Here is a 16,188-nt window from a genome sequence, read left to right as displayed (position 1 = left end):
CACAGAGATCCTCGGAGCGCGCGCGCAGTTTGCGCGCCGGCGGGGAAGCTTCGACACCAGGCACAGCATGGCAGGGCTTGCGCCGCCCCCCGGCCCGGCCTATGACACGCCCGATTGTTTTGGGGGGCCGTGGGAAGGAACTGATCCATGCCGCTTCTGGTGATGAAATTCGGCGGGACATCGGTGGCAGACCTGTCACGGATCGAGAACGCCGCAAAAAAGGTGCAGGCCGAGGTCGCGCGCGGCTATGACGTGATCGTCATCGTCAGCGCCATGTCGGGTGAGACCAACAAGATGGTGGGCTATGTCGAGGGCACGTCAAAGCTTTATGACGCCCGCGAATATGATGCCGTGGTGTCCAGCGGCGAGAATGTCACCGCCGGGCTGATGGCGCTGCGCCTGCAGGAAATGGACATTCCCGCCCGCAGCTGGCAGGGCTGGCAGGTGCCGATCAACACCACCTCGGCCCATGGCTCGGCCCGGTTCATCGACATTCCGCGCGCCAATATCGACGCCAAATTCGCCGAAGGCTTCAAGGTCGCCGTGGTGGCGGGCTTTCAGGGCATCTCGGCCGAGGGCCGCATCACCACGCTGGGCCGGGGCGGGTCTGACACCACCGCCGTGGCCTTCGCCGCCGCCTTCGGCGCGGAACGCTGCGACATCTACACCGATGTGGACGGCGTCTATACCACCGACCCGCGCATCGCATCGAAAGCCCGCAAGCTCGACCGGATCGCGTTTGAGGAGATGCTGGAACTGGCCTCGCTCGGCGCAAAGGTCTTGCAGACCCGGTCGGTCGAACTGGCGATGCGCTACAAGGTGCGGCTGCGCGTGCTGTCCTCGTTCGAGGACACCGATGAGAACTCTGGAACCCTGGTCTGCGACGAGGATGAAATCATGGAATCGAAAGTCGTCTCTGGCGTGGCCTACAGCCGCGATGAAGCGAAAATGACGCTTGTTACCGTCGAGGACCGTCCCGGTGTGGCAAGCGCCATTTTCGGCCCCCTGGCCGATGCCGGGGTGAATGTCGACATGATCGTGCAGAACATCTCGGAAAAGAACTACGGCACCCATGCCGGTGCGGTGACCGACATGACCTTTTCGGTGCCGGTCAATCAGGTCGCCCGCGCGCAAAAGGCGATGGAAGACGCCCGCGCCGCCGGGATCATCAAATATGATGAGCTGATTTCCGACACCGATGTGGCCAAGGTTTCGGTCGTCGGCATCGGCATGCGCAGCCAGGTCGGCGTGGCGGCCCGCATGTTCAAGGCGCTGGCCGCCGAGAACATCAACATCAAGGTCATCGCCACCTCCGAGATCAAGATTTCGGTCCTGATCGACCGCAAGTATATGGAACTGGCGGTTCAGGCGCTGCACGACTGCTTTGAACTCGACAAAGCCTGACAGAGGGGCCTTTTGACAGGGTTTGACTGCGGGGCCTGATTGGGGGGGCCTGATTGGGGGGCCCTGATTGGGGGGGCCTGAAACCGGGCCCCAACAGATCAGGCCCTTTGCGCAAGCCCCCGGAAAGGCACGATCTGCCAAGGGCACCCTCTGGCAGCTGCCGCCTTTTGCGGCATCCCACCGCCGGCTTGGCCCCATGCCGCAGCGCGGCGTCTTTCTTCCCTCCCCATCCGGCGCGGCCTCGCCTATAGAGAGGCAAGCCAAAGGATGCTCCGCAATGCCAGAACGGTCAGACAGCGACAGCCGAAAACTTCTGCGCCGCCTGCGTGATGTGCTGGGCGCACAGGCCAAGGGCCAGGAACGGCTGGATCAGATCACCCATCTGATCGCCGATTCGATGCATACCGAAGTCTGTTCGATCTACCTGTTCCGCGACCCTGAAACGCTGGAACTCTGCGCCACCGAAGGGCTGAAACCCGAAGCCGTGCATCAGACCCGCATGAAGCTGGGCGAGGGTCTGGTCGGTCGGGTGGCACGCAGCAACACGCCCGTCAACACCGCCGATGCGCCGTCGGAAAAGGGCTTTCGCTACATGCCCGAAACCGGCGAGGAGATTTACTCCAGCTTCCTCGGCGTGCCGATCCAGCGGGTCGGCGAGAAGCTGGGCGTGCTGGTGGTGCAGTCAAAAACCGCCCGGCAGTTTTCCGATGACGAGATCTATGCGCTGGAAGTGGTCGCCATGGTGCTGGCCGAGATGACCGAGCTTGGCGCCTTCACCTCTGACGATGATGGCATGCGCGCCCTGCACCGCCAGCCGGTGATGTTTCACGGGGCCACCGGGCAGGAAGGGGCTGCCGAAGGGAATGTCTGGCTGCACGAACCCCGCGTGGTGGTGACCAACCCGGTCGCCGATGACCCGCTGACCGAGATTGACCGCATCCGCGAGGCCGTGGGCCAGCTGCGCGTGTCGGTCGATGACCTGTTGTCGGTGCAAAGCCTCGACAAGGACCAGAAACAGGTGTTGGAAGCCTACCGCATGTTTGCCAATTCGCGCGGCTGGCTGCGCCGGATGGAAGAAGACATCCAGAACGGCCTGTCCGCCGAGGCGGCGGTGGAAAAGGAACAATCCGCCGCCCGTGCCCGGCTGGAAACCGTGCCCGACGCTTACCTGCGCGAACGGCTGCATGATCTGGATGACCTGTCCAACCGCCTCCTGCGTATCCTGACCGGGCAAGGGGCCGATACCGGGGCCGCCATGCCCGACAATCCGGTGCTGGTGGCGCGCAACATCGGCCCGGCCGAGCTGCTGGATTATGGCCGAAAGCTGCGCGGCGTGGTGCTGGAGGAAGGCTCGGTCGGCAGCCATGCGGCCATCGTCGCCCGCGCCCTTGCCATTCCGCTGGTGATCCATGCCCGCCGGGTGACCACCGAGGCGCTGAACGGCGACCATATCCTGGTCGATGGCGATCAGGGCATCGCCCATCTGCGCCCCGAAGAAACCGTGGCCCGCGCCTTCCGTGACAAGATCGCCATGCAGACCCAGGCCCAGCAGCGCTATGCCTCGCTGCGCGACCTGCCCGCGCTCACCCGCTGCGGCACCACGATCGCGCTGCATATGAATGCGGGGCTGATGGCCGATCTGCCCAGCCTGGAAGGGTCGGGCGCCGATGGCGTCGGCCTGTTCCGCACCGAGCTGCAGTTTCTGGTGCGCAACAAGATGCCGCGCCGCGCCGAACTGGCCTCGCTCTACGCCCGCGTGATGGATGCGGCCAAAGACAAGCGGGTGGCCTTCCGCACGCTCGATATCGGGTCCGACAAGGTTCTGCCTTACATGAAACCGAATGACGAACCCAACCCGGCCATGGGCTGGCGTGCCATCCGGGTGGGTCTCGACAAGCCCGGCGTGCTGCGCATGCAGATCCAGGCCCTGCTGCGCGCCGCCAATGGCCGGCCGCTGACGGTGATGTTCCCCTTCGTGTCCGAATTCGCCGAGTTTCAGCACGCCCGCGCCCATGTGCTGCGCGAAGTGCACCGCGAACGCTCCCTCGGCCATCTGGTGCCCCGCCAGCTCGACATCGGCGCCATGCTGGAAACCCCCAGCCTGGCCTTTGCCCCCGATGCGTTCTTTCAGCTGACCGATTTCGTCTCGATCGGTGGCAATGACCTCAAGCAGTTCTTCTTCGCCGCCGACCGGGAAAATGAACGGGTCCGCCGCCGGTATGACATGCTCAACCTGTCCTTCCTCGGCTTCATCGAGCAGATCATCGCGCGCTGCGCCGCCACCGGCACGCCGCTGTCATTTTGCGGCGAAGATGCGGGCCGCCCGATAGAGGCGCTGGTTCTCGCCGCTCTCGGCCTGCGCAGCCTGTCGATGCGCCCGGCCTCGATCGGCCCGGTCAAGGCGCTGATCCGCCGCGCCGATCTGGACCAGGTCCGTGCCGTGATCGATGCCGCCCGTGCCCGCGGCGATGACAGCGCCCGCCCGGCGCTGATGGAGCATCTCTCGGGCTTGCGCGACTGACCGCGCAAGCTCAGGTCTGCCCCTGCCCCTTACCTGTTGCGCAAATATCCCCGCCGGAGGCCGTCCGCGGGCGGGTTGGCCGCAGGCCAGACGCCCGCACAAAAACCGTGCGGCGCAGCCGCGCCTTCAGATCCCCGCCCGCAGCCGCGGTGACTCGACGGCTTTTCGGAAATCGGCCAGCACCTGTTCGGCCCCATGGATCTGCGACAGCCGCAGCAGGGCAAAGCGCACCCGGGCGATCTCGGAATAATAATTCAGGAATGCCGCATTCAGCGCCGCGCCTGTCACCGCCCCGATCACCGGAATCGCCTGCGCGGCCAGCTTTTGGCCCAGAGCCGTCGCCAGTTTCGGCGCGACACTGGCAATCACCTTTTGCACCGCAGGCCCGGTCAGCGTCAGCCGGGCCGAAATGAAACTGGTGTTGATCCCGTCATCTTCCGCCAGCGGGCTGCCCGCGCCGAACACCCGGATGCACTCCGCCCGCACCATCGGATCCTCCGGATCAAAGCCTTCGGCCCGCGCCGCCTGGCGGATCGCATGCAGGATCAGCGTCACCGCCAGCGGCAGTTCGGCCAGCGCCGTGGGCAAGCCGCCCGCCCCGCCGGCGGCACCGCTGGCCATGGCCGCCAACAGCGGCCCGCGCGTGCCGGTGTCTGGCAGCCGGTCACCCTGCCCCGCCACGGTCATCGCCGCCGACAGCGCCTGCGCCACCACCCGCTCGATCTGCGTCCGGTACCCCTCTGGCACCATGGCCATCTGCCGTTCCAGCGTACCGCCCAGACGGTTCACCAGCCCGATGACCGGCCCGTTGGCACGCTTGTGCCGCGCGGCAAGCGCCCGGATTTCGGGCAGCATGTCCTGCGGCGGCACAACAGTCGACAGATCGGCGGGCAAAGGGTCCATGGCCTATGATATGGGGGCAATCCGCCGCCGCGCAATGGCGCATCTTCTGCGGCTCATGTTCTGGCAGCAGGGGGCCTTTCTCAAGGCCCCTGCCCGCTCAGGTGGCTTTGGTCACAGCCCCCGTCACCCCGTCCCAGGCCCCGGCCTTCAGCGCCAGCCCCAGCACGCGCTCGGGGTTGGTGGGCGGGGGCATCACCACGCCGTCCAGCCGCCGGAACCCGAACCGCCCGTAATAGGGCGCATCCCCCACCAGCAGCACCCGCTCCCAGCCCAGACGCCGCGCCTCGGCCATGCTTTCATTGATCAACAGCGCCCCCAGACCCTCGCCCTGCCGGGTCGGGTGCACCGCAATCGGCCCCAGAAGCAGCACATCCTGCCCGCCCACCAGCGCGGGCCAATAGCGGATCACCGCCGCCAGCGTGCCATCTGCGTCGCGCAGCGTCAGGCACAGCGCCGCCACCGTCGGCACACCCTCGCGCAGGCGATAGGACGACAGCGCCGTGCGCCCGGGGGCAAAGCACAGGTCATACAGGGCCTCGACCTCCCACCAGTCCTCCTCGGTCTCTTCCGCCAGCCTGTACACCCGGACCGCTCCCCGCTCAAACCCCTGCAACCACGCGTGATTCTGCGCACAGCCCCAAGGGCGTGGCACCACAAAGCCGCGTGACAAGCGCCCGTAACATGCGTTTATGTCAGGTTCAAATACCTGTTCCCCAAAGACAGCTTTTCTCCCGACCCCCGCCGAAAGGACCCCGCGCCCGATGTTCTACCGCCCCGAAGATGGCCACGGCCTGCCGCATAACCCGTTCAACGCCATCGTCACCCCGCGCCCCATCGGCTGGATCTCGTCCACCGGGCCCCAGGGCGACAATCTGGCCCCCTATTCGTTCTTCAACGCCGTTGCTTACGTCCCGCCCCAGGTGATGTTCGCCAGCACCGGCGCCAAGGACAGCCTGCACAACATCCGTGAAACCGGGGTCTTTGCCGCCAATATCGTCGCCGCCCGCCAGCTGGAGGTGATGAGCGCAACCTCCGCCGCCCTGCCGCTGGGCACCGATGAATTCGCCACCGCCGGCGTGCCAAAGGCCGCCTGCACCACCATCCCCTGCCCCCGGGTCGCGGATGCCCCGGCCACGCTGGAATGTGTGGTGACGCAGATCATCCCGTTGAAGGGCCAGAACAATTTCCTGATCCTGGGGGAGGTCACCGGCATTCACCTGCGCGATGATTGCCTGGTGGAGGGCCGCTTCGACCCCGGCCGCTATCACCCCTTGGCCCGGATGGGCTACCGCGATTATGCCATCGTGTCAGAGGTCTTCGAACACCTGCGCCCTGACGACGCCTGACCGGAACGCAACAGGCGGGCACGCAACAGGCGGGCAGACTCTCTGCCCGCCTTCTCGGCTCCCCCTCGCGCCGTCACCTTGCGGCCATCAGCGCGCCAGGGTCGGGTCCGCCTTGCCGCGCAGGTAATAGATCGCGCCCCCCAGCACAGCGCCGATCACCCAGGCATAGCCCTGCAGATCCGCCAGGGCCGGAACCCAGACCGTCGCCACCGAAAACACCGCCGCGATGCCAAAGGCCAGAAGCGCATGCGGGTTCCAGCCATTGCCATAGTGATAGCGCCCGCCCTGCATGTTATACAGATCGGCGCGGTTCAGCTCCTGCTTGCGGATCAGGTAGTAATCGACCACCAGAATGCCATACAGCGGGGCCAGCGTCGCTCCCAGCGTGTTCACGAACCCGCTGATCCCGATCGAACTGATCACCGCCGTCCACAACCCGCCGATCACCAGCGCAAACACCGAGGTGACGATCCCCGCCTGACGAAAGCTGATCCGCCCGGGGGCCAGATTGGCAATGCCGTTCACCGCCGGAATGAAATTGGCCACCAGATTGATGCCCACCGTCGCCGCAAAGAAGGTGATCGCCGCAATCACTCCCAGCAGCACGGAATCCGTCCGCTCCACAATCTCGGTCGGGTTGATGATCTGCTCGCCATAGACCGCCGCCGCCCCGGCCGTGGTCAGCAGGGCAAGCGCCGAAAACAGGATCATGTTGAGCGGCAATCCGGTCAGATTGCCCTTGATCATCGCCTCCTTCGATTTGGCATAGCGCGAAAAATCGCTGAAATTGATCATCACAGCCGCGAAATAGGCGATCATCGTGCCGACAATGGCGATGAACCCGGCAAATTCGGTGCCCCAGGTGCCTTCGGGATTGGCAAAGATCGTCGCCGCCTGCTGCAACAGCTGGCCATCCGATTTCACCCAGAGCACAGCCACCAGCCCGATCATCACCGCATAGACAAAAGGCCCGGCAATGTTGAGGAAGGTGGCAACCCAGGTCATGCCGCGCCAGAAGATCACGATATGGAAGGCCCAGACAATCAGGAAGGACAGCCAGTCGATCCCGGTCAGTCCCAGAAATTCAGCCCCGCCCGAAGCCCCGGTCACCAGCCGGATCAGCAGCGCCAGCGCGGTAGAGGCGAAATAGACCTGCACCCCGTACCAGAACACCGCCACCGTGGCGCGCAGGATGGCCGGCAGCTTGGCCCCCGCCGTGCCCATGCTGGCGCGGGCAAACACCGGATAGGGAATGCCGTATTTCTCTCCGGCAGCGCCCGACAGGTTCACCAGAAACATCACGAACAGCCCCGCGGCGATCAGGGCGGCAAAGGCGGTCCAGCCGCTCACGCCATAGCCGATGAACAAGGATGCCACCAGGCTGTAGCCGAACAATGACTGCACGTCATTGGCCCAGACGTTGAAAATCGCAAACCAGCCCCAGGTCTTTTCATGCGGTTCGGTCGGGCGCAGCGCATCCTCGTCGCCGGCCAGGTCTTGCGTTGCTGTGATGACTGCCATTGTGTTGTCCCTTCCACTGTTGCTGTCGTGTTGGTCGATCAGGGCCTTGCCCCTTGTCTCCGGCTGTTGTCCGCCGGTATGCCGCAGCGCTTTCCCACTGGCATTGCGAGAAGCATTCATCGTAACATGTTAGATACAGGCCCAGACTCAGACTACACAGAACGGCAAAGAAGGACCTTATTGAAATGAATGACAATCGGCCCCAGACCGCTGGCATTGCCCCCAAGGCCGACGAAACAGGCGCCGCGCCAGACCTGTGCACAAATCAACCGCAGGGCGATCAGTCTGATCAGGCCTACCGCGCCCTTGTCGAGGGGTTGCGCGCCGGCACCCTGCGCAGCGGCATGTTCCTGTCCATGCCGATGCTGGTCACCCTTCTGGCCTTCCCGCTTGCCGCCGTGCGCGAGGCGGTCAAGCGGGCCGAAGCCGCCGCACTGGTGCAGATCCTGCCCAAACGCGGGGTGATGGTGATGACCGCCGACCCCGACACCACACGCGACTGCATGGACCTGCGCGCGATGCTGGACCTGCACGGCGCGCGCCGCCTGCTGCTAGGGGGAGGCAGCCTGCCGCTTGCCAGCCTGCGCGCCACGCATGAGGCGCTGCTGCGCGACGCCCGCGCGCCTGCCGCCGATCTGCAACGGCGCGCCATCACCACCGACCTGTCGCTGCATGACGCGCTCGCCACCGGGCTCGACGGCCCGGTCTTGCGCAGGATCTACGCCGAAAACCGCGACCGCATCGCCGTGATCCAGACCCAACGCCCGTTTCTGGCCGACCGTATCCTGCCCGCGATGACCGAACATCTGGCCATCATCGCGGCGCTGGAGGCGCGCGATCTACCGGCCGTCGAACAGGCCATCCGCGACCATCTGACCAACACCCTGCGCTGGTGGGGTATCGCCAACCGCTGAAGGCCACGCGCCGCGCCGCAGCATCAGGGCGCGGTTCACCCCGCCCCCACCGGCCCAGCCCACCCAACACCCGATATGCCAGGCTCACGCACCCGATCCAAACTTAACAACTCCTTAATGCCCTATATCCAACTCATTGATTTTCCTCGCTTCGCCCTCTTGTAACACAGGGGGAAGCCCCCCCCTTCCCCCGGCCCCGCTCCCGGCCTAAGATCAGGCCGGAACACGCGGGCAAGCACAGGGGCGGCGCGATATGGATACCATGATCGGCATCATCGGGGGCTCGGGCCTCTATCAGATCGATGGGCTGGAGGGCGCAAGCTGGGTGCGGGTCAAAACCCCCTGGGGCAAACCTTCGGACGAGGTTCTGGTGGGCCGGCTGGATGGCGTTGCCATGGCCTTCCTGCCCCGGCACGGGCGCGGCCATGTCCATTCCCCCGGTGCGGTGAATTACCGGGCCAATATCGACGCCCTCAAACGCTTGGGCTGCACCGATCTGGTGGCCGTCTCCGCCGTCGGCTCGCTGCGGGAAGACTACGCGCCGGGCGACTTTGTGATGGTGGACCAATACATCGACCGGACCTTCGCGCGCGAAAAGTCGTTCTTCGGCAGCGGCTGCGTCGCCCATGTCGGCTTTGCCCACCCCACCTGCCCGCGCCTGTCAGGCCATGTCGCGGCGGCGGCCCGTGCAGCGGGGACAAGGGTGCATGACGGGGCCACCTATGTCGCGATGGAGGGGCCGCAGTTTTCCACCCTTGCCGAGTCTCGGCTCTACCGGCACTGGGGGGCCGACCTGATCGGCATGACCGGAATGCCCGAGGCCAAGCTCGCCCGTGAGGCCGAGCTGTGCTACGCCAGCCTTGCCATGGTGACCGATTTCGACTGCTGGCACCCGTCGCATGGCGCGGTGGATGTGGCGCAGGTGGTGGCGACGCTGGGGCGCAACGCACAGGTGGCGCGCGACACCGTGGCCCGCCTGCCGGCGCTGCTGGGGGCAAGCCGCGCCGCCTGCCCGCAGGGCTGCGACCGGGCGCTGGATCATGCGATCATGACGGCACCGGCGCAGCGCGATCCGGACCTGCTGGCCAGGCTTGATGCCGTCGCCGGGCGGGTGCTGTGACGCGCCACCTGCCCCTTGTTGCCCTGCTGCTGGCCGTTTCCGGGCCATCGCATGCCTTTGATGGCGTGGCGGTGGATGGGCTCTTGCCCGATGCCGATTTTTTCCGCGCCGCCACGTGCGGGGCCGCCCCCGGGCAGGACTGCCTGCACCCGCCCCTGCGCTGGCCCCGGCCGACCCTGACCCTTGCCATTCTGCCATCCGAGGCAGAGGCCGGGCTTTTGGACCGCATGCTTCTGTCGGCCAGCGTGGATTACGCGCTTGCCCAGATCAACGCCGCCGGATCGGGCCTGACCATCACCCGCATCGCAGGACCAAAGGCCGATATCCGCCTGTCGCTGACCGATGCCCGCGAGGACGGCCAAATTGCCGAGGTGCCCGGTCTGTCGGGGGCCGGGCTGATGGGGGTGGGCTATGCCACCCTGTGGTACACGCCAGATCATCAGATCACCGAAGCGGCGATTCTGATCTCTACCGCCATCACACCCGGTGAGATCGTCTCGGTCGTGCTGGAAGAGATCTTCCAGACCACTGGCCCCCTGTTCGACATAGAGGGCGCGGCTTATGAAGGGGTGTCGATCCTGTCGCAAAGCTCGAACGCCACTGTCACCATCGCGGGTCAGGATGCGCGCCTGTTGCATCACCTGTACCCGCCCGAACCCTGAAAGCCTGCCATGCCCGGCCCCAAGCCCGCACACAAGACCGTCAAGGACTATATCCGCACCATCGTGGATTTCCCGCATGAAGGGATTCTGTTCCGCGATGTGACCACGCTGTTTGCCGATCCGCGCGGCTTCCGGATGTGCGTTGACCAGTTGCTGGCCCCCTATGCCGGCATGCGGATCGACAAGGTGGTGGGGCTGGAGGCGCGCGGGTTCATCCTTGGCGGGGCGGTGGCGCATCAGCTCTCGACCGGGTTTGTCCCGGTGCGCAAGAAGGGCAAGCTGCCGGGGCAGACCATCGCCCAGGCCTATACGCTGGAATATGGCGAGGCGGTGGTCGAAGTGCATGACGATGCGCTGCGGCCGGGCGAGGCGGTGCTGATTGTCGATGACCTGCTGGCCACCGGCGGCACCGCCGAGGCGGGGATAAAGTTGATCGAACGCCTGGGCGCGCAGGTGGTAGGCTGCGCCTTTGTCGTCGATCTGCCCGATCTGGGCGGGCGCAAGAAGCTTGAGGCCCTGGGGATGGATGTGCACGCCCTTTGTGCCTTTGAAGGTCTTTGACAGGTCCGGTTAACCCTAACTTAGAGAATCGTGCCTAAAAAAGGCCTGCGCGGCCATGGTCGCGTTGCTGCTTGCAAGGGCGAAAGCCCTGTTTTGATGTGCTGCTTGCAACCACACGTCACCAACTGCCCCGTCGGTCCGAAAGGGCCGGCGGGGTTTCTGTCTTGGCACCGTCATCACACTCGCCTAGCTTGCGCCCATGACAGCCAGCTTATCAGACTTGGCCCGCACCTTCGCCCGCATCGGCATCTTGTCTTTTGGCGGGCCCGCCGCGCAAATTGCCCTGATGCACAAGGTGCTGGTGGAAGAGCGCAGGTGGCTGACCGAGAAAGATTATCTGTCGGCCTTGTCGTTCTGCATGCTGCTGCCGGGGCCAGAGGCGATGCAGCTTGCCACCTGGGCGGGGTGGCGGCTGCACGGGGTGAAGGGCGGTTTGATCGCGGGGGGTCTGTTCGTCTTGCCCGGCGCGCTGGTGGTGCTGGCGCTGTCGATGGCCTATGCCGCCTGGGGGCAGTTGCCACTGATGCAGGCGCTGTTTCTGGGGGTCCAGGCGGCTGTCATCGCCATCGTGATCGAGGCCCTGATCCGGGTGGCGCGCCGCGCGCTGAAGGGAACAGCGGCTTATATTATTGCGATTGCTGCCTTTCTGGGCCTGTTTGTGCTGAACCTGCCGTTTCCGGTGATCATCCTTGCCGCCGGGATCTGGGGCCTGCTGACCGCGCGGGGCAATCGCATGGCCCAAGCCGCCCCAGCCGATACGACCGCGCCGCACACGGCACAAACGCTTTGCCTTTGGCTGGCGGTCTGGTTGCTGCCCCTAGCAGGCCTGTGGCTGCACGGCGGGCTGCTGTTCGATGTCGGCTGGTTCTTTTCGAAACTTGCGGTGCTGACCTTCGGCGGGGCCTATGCCGTGCTGGCCTGGATGACGCAAGACGTGGTGGCGGTACAAGGCTGGCTGACCACGCCGCAGATGATGGCCGGGCTGGGGCTGGCCGAAACCACGCCAGGGCCGTTGATTCTGGTCAATGAATTCGTGGGCTTCATGGCGGGATATGGGGCGGGCGGCTGGGGGTTGGGCGTTGCCGCGGCGGTCGTCGCCCTGTGGATGACCTTTGTGCCCTGCTTTTTGTGGATTTTCGTCGCGGCACCCTATCTGTCGCGCATCACCGCGGCGCCTCGCCTTGCCGGGGCTTTGTCCGCCATCATGGCGGCGGTGGTTGGGGTGATCGCGAATCTGTCAGTGTGGTTTGCCCTGCACCTCATGTTCTCGCGCCTGACACCGCAGGGCTTTGGCCCGGTACAGATGCTGGTGCCCGATCCGGCCAGCCTGAACCTGACAGCGCTTGGGCTTGCCATCGTCTCGGCGCTGCTCTTGCTGGGGCTTCATCGGCCCCTGTGGCAGGTTCTTGCCACCTCGGCACTGCTCTCGGTTGCAATCAGTCTCGCCTGACCCCTTTTCATCGGGGTCAAATCCCCTATGCTGGGGCAACAAGAAACTGAGGGTCCGGAATGGCGCGGTCGATCGACTACGGAAATCTGATGCATCGCGCGATGCGCAGCCTGATCCAGTCCGTGCTGGAGGATGTGGGCCAGAACGGCCTGCCCGGCGCGCATCATTTCTTCATCACCTTTGACACCACCCACCCCGAGGTGGAGATGGCCGATTGGCTCAAGGCCCGCTATCCGGCGGAAATGACCATCGTCATCCAGCACTGGTTCGAAAACCTGACCGTGACGGAAGACGGATTCACCATCACGCTGAACTTCGGCAACCAGCCGGAGCCGATGGTGATTCCCTTCGATGCGGTGCGCACCTTTGTCGACCCATCTGTCGAATTCGGCCTGCGCTTTGAAAGCCATGTCGAAGAGGATGAAGAGGAGGAAGACGAAGATGATGGCGATGATGATCCGCCACCCCAGCACGACGCCGAAGTTGTCAGCCTGGACAAGTTCCGCAAGCAATAGACCCCGGTTTGCGCAAAAAGCGATAGGCTTTGGCGTAGTATGCCACGGTATGCCGATTGATTTTCCTGCGCCCGCCCCGTAAGGACAGGGCAGCAAAATCAGGAGGCTTGCCAATGTCCGCCACCCGTACCGAAACCGACAGCTTTGGCCCGCTTGAGGTTCCTGCCGACAAATACTGGGGGGCGCAGACCCAGCGGTCGATCATCAATTTCCCGATCGGTTGGGAAAAGCAGCCCGTCGCCATCATCCGCGCCTTGGGCGTGATCAAGAAGGCCTGTGCTCTGGTCAACATTGACCAGGGCGATATCCCGGCCGAGTTGGGCAACGCGATTGCCGCCGCCGCGACCGAAGTGATCGACGGCAAGTTCGATGACAACTTCCCGCTGGTGGTCTGGCAGACCGGGTCTGGCACCCAAAGCAACATGAACGCGAATGAGGTGATCTCGAACCGCGCGATTGAAATGCTGGGTGGGGTGAAGGGCAGCAAGAAACCTGTCCACCCGAATGACCATGTGAACATGGGCCAGTCCAGCAACGACACCTTCCCCACCGCGATGCATGTGGCCACCGGCATGATGGCCCGCGATGTGCTGCTGCCGGGGCTGGAAAAGCTGCATGCGGCCCTGCTGACAAAATCGGAAGAGTTCAAGGATATCATCAAGATCGGCCGCACCCATACCCAGGATGCCACACCGCTGACGCTGGGCCAGGAATTCGGCGGCTATGCAGCGCAGGTCGAAAAGGGCATCGCCCGGGTCAAGATGTGCCTGCCCGACATTTATGAACTGGCCCAAGGTGGCACCGCCGTTGGCACCGGGCTGAACACTCGTGTCGGCTGGGATACCCGCGTGGCCGCCCGCATCGCCGAAATCACCGACCTGCCTTTCGTGACCGCGCCCAACAAGTTCGAAGCCCTGGCCGCGCATGATGCCATGGTGATGTTTTCGGGCGCTCTGAAAACGGTCGCGGCGGCGCTGTTCAAGATCGCCAATGATCTGCGGCTCTTGGGGTCCGGTCCCCGCTCCGGCCTGGGCGAGCTGATCCTGCCGGAAAATGAGCCGGGCTCGTCGATCATGCCGGGCAAGGTGAACCCCACCCAGGCGGAGGCGCTGACCATGGTCTGCGCCCATGTCATGGGCAATGATGCCGCCATCGGCTTTGCCGGAAGCCAGGGGCATTTCGAGCTGAACGTCTATAACCCGATGATGTCGTATAACCTGCTGCAATCCATGCAGCTTCTGGGCGATGCGGCAGGGTCTTTCACCGACAATATGGTGGTGGGCACGCAGGCCAATGTGGCGCGGATCGACAAGCTGATGAAGGAATCGCTGATGCTGGTCACGGCGCTTGCGCCCACCATCGGCTATGACAACGCCACCAAGGTCGCCAAGACCGCGCATAAGAACGGCACCACCCTGCGCGAGGAGGCCATCGCGCTTGGTTTTGTCGATGGCGAGACCTTTGACCGCGTGGTCCGGCCCGAGGATATGATCGGCCCCAAGGGCTAAGTCTTCGGGCGTAAAAAAAACGGCGGTCAGATCTGACCGCCGTTTCACGATGACTGCGATCCCAAACGATCGTTCAGGCAGCCTTGCGGCGGCTGCGCGACACGACGCCGCCCATTGCCAAAGCCGACAGCAACAGCAGACCGGCAGCAGGGACCGGAACGGGTGCCGTCACATCGACCATGATCGACCCTGAGTTGTCGCCATACTGGGTGTCCCAGGTGAACAGCGACAGTGCACCGCTGGTTGTCGCGTTGAAGACGCCACCCAGACCGATAAAGAAGAAGTCACCTGTGCCGATCCGGCCGACCAGCGCGCCGAAATCAAAGGTGGCCCCGCCAAAGCTGAACCCGCCGTAATCCACGGTTCCAGAGATTTCCTTGCCATTGGCCCTGAACGTGCGCGGCGGCGCGCCGAGCGACCAGGTATCCTCTGGGTCAGTTACCATGACAGAAAAGCTCTGACCGGCGGTCAGAGATTGACCTGTGACATAACCCGCGCCGTTGATGTTGGCGACAGCCGCCCCGACATCATGTTGTATCGTTGCCGCAGCAACCGGTGCCGCAGCGAGCATCGCCGCCACAGCCAAACTTGTTCCAAGCTTCATAATCGTCTCCAGTAAAATCACACCACAGGGGGAAAATATCACTGTGCCCTGCCGCAAGGAACAGATAACCAAGATGCCGAACAAAAAATGTGGCAATAAAATGGCAATTGTGTCTTTTTTGGGGAGCTTTCGGTAAAATGGGCACCGTCGTAAACCTTCGGCAAAGGCGAAAACAAAAGGCGCGCGACCAGCAGGCCAGACTTGCGGATGAAAATGCTGTGCGCTTTGGCCTGACCCGCGCCGAGCGCGACCGGCAAAAGGCAGAGGCCGAAAAAGCGGCCCGAGATCTTTCGGGCCACAAGCGCGAACCATAGGGCGGGCCCTCCCCCATCTTGCGAGCGCGCGCCCCACCTGTTAGGGCAGATCCCATGCTGTCATATCAACACCTGTATCACGCCGGAAATCTGGCCGATGTCCACAAGCACGCGCTGCTGGCCACGACGCTGGACTACCTGACCCGCAAGGACAAACCGCTCACCTATGTGGAAACCCATGCGGGGCGCGGGTTGTATGACCTGACGGCGCCCGAGGCGGTGAAAACCGGTGAGGCCGCAAAGGGCATCGCCATCGCCGAGGGCTGGTTCCCGGCCAGCCACCCCTATGCCCGCGCCCTTGCGGCCACCCGTGACCAGCGCGGACCGAACGCTTACCCCGGCAGCCCTCTGATCGCCGGGCATCTGCTGCGCGAAACCGACAGCATGCACTTGGCCGAACTGCACCCGCAGGAACATGCGGCACTGGACTATGCCGCCGCCCCGTTCGGGGCCAAGGTCTATCACGAGGATGGTCTGGCCAAGGCCCTGTCAATCTGTCCGCCCACCCCCCGGCGCGGCATGGTGCTGATCGACCCGTCCTATGAGGTGAAGACGGATTACGAAACCATTCCCCGCGTGCTCGGCCAGTTGCACCGCAAATGGAATGTCGGCCTTATCTACCTGTGGTATCCGATCCTGCGCGAAGGGTATCACAAGCCGATGCTGGCCGAACTCAAAGCCCTGGCCCCCGAGGCGATGGTGCATGAGGTGCGCTTTCCACCGGTGCGGGACGGGCACCGGATGGAAGGGTCGGGCATGGTCATGATCAACCCGCCGTTCGGCCTCGAGACCGAGACCAAACGCCTGACCGGATTGTTCCGCAAGCTCGGCTGACGGTTTTTTCC

The 16,188-nt window shown here is 64.4% G+C and carries 16 protein-coding genes; 12 read left to right on the top strand and 4 right to left on the bottom strand.

Features of this window, described 5'->3' with window-relative positions:
• The first annotated feature begins 147 nt into the window (after positions 1 to 147).
• Positions 148 to 1,404 carry an aspartate kinase gene (locus CXR43_RS06925; protein WP_103333312.1) on the top strand — a complete coding sequence of 419 codons (1,257 nt, stop codon included), beginning with the start codon at positions 148 to 150 and terminating at the stop codon, positions 1,402 to 1,404.
• A 277-nt stretch (positions 1,405 to 1,681) separates the two neighbouring features.
• Positions 1,682 to 3,925 carry a phosphoenolpyruvate--protein phosphotransferase gene (gene ptsP / locus CXR43_RS06920; RefSeq protein WP_103333311.1) on the top strand — a complete coding sequence of 748 codons (2,244 nt, stop codon included), beginning with the start codon at positions 1,682 to 1,684 and terminating at the stop codon, positions 3,923 to 3,925.
• Positions 3,926 to 4,051: 126 nt separating this feature from the next.
• Here the strand turns inward: ptsP and CXR43_RS06915 are convergent, their stop codons facing one another.
• Complete coding sequence (locus CXR43_RS06915) at positions 4,052 to 4,828, bottom strand: EcsC family protein (protein ID WP_103333310.1); 777 nt, start codon at positions 4,826 to 4,828, stop codon at positions 4,052 to 4,054.
• 97 nt (positions 4,829 to 4,925) lie between these two features.
• Entirely contained in the window at positions 4,926 to 5,411 is a 486-nt protein-coding gene (locus tag CXR43_RS06910; protein WP_103334070.1) for a GNAT family N-acetyltransferase, read from the bottom strand.
• Positions 5,412 to 5,589: 178 nt separating this feature from the next.
• Between CXR43_RS06910 and CXR43_RS06905 the strand changes: the two genes are divergently transcribed.
• Positions 5,590 to 6,174 (top strand): flavin reductase family protein, encoded by a 585-nt coding sequence (locus CXR43_RS06905; RefSeq protein WP_103333309.1) that lies wholly within the window; start codon positions 5,590 to 5,592, stop codon positions 6,172 to 6,174.
• Positions 6,175 to 6,261: 87 nt separating this feature from the next.
• Here CXR43_RS06905 and CXR43_RS06900 read toward each other — a convergent pair whose 3' ends face one another.
• Complete coding sequence (locus CXR43_RS06900) at positions 6,262 to 7,695, bottom strand: NCS1 family nucleobase:cation symporter-1 (protein ID WP_103334069.1); 1,434 nt, start codon at positions 7,693 to 7,695, stop codon at positions 6,262 to 6,264.
• A gap of 185 nt (positions 7,696 to 7,880) precedes the next feature.
• Here CXR43_RS06900 and CXR43_RS06895 point away from each other — a divergent pair, with 185 nt between their 5' ends.
• The 7 genes from CXR43_RS06895 (at position 7,881) to fumC (ending at position 14,425) form a co-directional block, all read left to right on the top strand.
• The gene (locus tag CXR43_RS06895) at positions 7,881 to 8,609 is read left to right on the top strand and encodes a GntR family transcriptional regulator (RefSeq protein ID WP_103333308.1); all 729 of its coding nucleotides are present in this window, start codon (positions 7,881 to 7,883) and stop codon (positions 8,607 to 8,609) included.
• Positions 8,610 to 8,862: 253 nt separating this feature from the next.
• On the top strand, positions 8,863 to 9,729 hold the full coding sequence (locus CXR43_RS06890; RefSeq protein ID WP_103333307.1) for an S-methyl-5'-thioadenosine phosphorylase: 867 nt from the start codon (positions 8,863 to 8,865) through the stop codon (positions 9,727 to 9,729).
• Complete coding sequence (locus tag CXR43_RS06885) at positions 9,726 to 10,391, top strand: hypothetical protein (protein ID WP_103333306.1); 666 nt, start codon at positions 9,726 to 9,728, stop codon at positions 10,389 to 10,391. Before CXR43_RS06890 ends, CXR43_RS06885 begins: the two co-directional genes overlap by 4 nt.
• A gap of 9 nt (positions 10,392 to 10,400) precedes the next feature.
• Entirely contained in the window at positions 10,401 to 10,952 is a 552-nt protein-coding gene (locus CXR43_RS06880; protein WP_103333305.1) for an adenine phosphoribosyltransferase, read from the top strand.
• A gap of 199 nt (positions 10,953 to 11,151) precedes the next feature.
• Positions 11,152 to 12,402, top strand: coding sequence for a chromate efflux transporter (chrA, locus tag CXR43_RS06875; RefSeq protein ID WP_103333304.1), 1,251 nt, complete (start codon positions 11,152 to 11,154; stop codon positions 12,400 to 12,402).
• Between the two features lie 59 nt (positions 12,403 to 12,461).
• Entirely contained in the window at positions 12,462 to 12,917 is a 456-nt protein-coding gene (locus tag CXR43_RS06870) for an SspB family protein (protein ID WP_103333303.1), read from the top strand.
• A gap of 113 nt (positions 12,918 to 13,030) precedes the next feature.
• Positions 13,031 to 14,425: a class II fumarate hydratase gene (gene fumC / locus CXR43_RS06865; protein WP_103333302.1), complete on the top strand. Its 1,395-nt coding sequence runs from the start codon at positions 13,031 to 13,033 to the stop codon at positions 14,423 to 14,425.
• Between the two features lie 73 nt (positions 14,426 to 14,498).
• On the opposite strand, the gene CXR43_RS06860 is transcribed toward fumC, so the two are convergent.
• The gene (locus CXR43_RS06860; RefSeq protein ID WP_168219771.1) at positions 14,499 to 15,113 is read right to left on the bottom strand and encodes a hypothetical protein; all 615 of its coding nucleotides are present in this window, start codon (positions 15,111 to 15,113) and stop codon (positions 14,499 to 14,501) included.
• A 53-nt stretch (positions 15,114 to 15,166) separates the two neighbouring features.
• Between CXR43_RS06860 and CXR43_RS06855 the strand changes: the two genes are divergently transcribed.
• Both CXR43_RS06855 and CXR43_RS06850 read left to right on the top strand, forming a co-directional pair.
• Complete coding sequence (locus CXR43_RS06855) at positions 15,167 to 15,343, top strand: DUF4169 family protein (protein ID WP_103333300.1); 177 nt, start codon at positions 15,167 to 15,169, stop codon at positions 15,341 to 15,343.
• A gap of 54 nt (positions 15,344 to 15,397) precedes the next feature.
• A complete protein-coding gene (locus CXR43_RS06850) occupies positions 15,398 to 16,177 on the top strand; it encodes a 23S rRNA (adenine(2030)-N(6))-methyltransferase RlmJ (RefSeq protein ID WP_103333299.1) in 780 nt (259 codons plus the stop codon).
• The last annotated feature ends 11 nt before the right edge of the window (positions 16,178 to 16,188 follow it).

It is taken from the genome of Pseudotabrizicola formosa, assembly GCF_002900965.1.
GTDB classification, from domain to species: Bacteria; Pseudomonadota; Alphaproteobacteria; order Rhodobacterales; family Rhodobacteraceae; genus Pseudotabrizicola; species Pseudotabrizicola formosa.
Note: the sequence above shows the minus strand (reverse complement) of the source record. Positions and strands in the feature narration are given on the sequence as shown.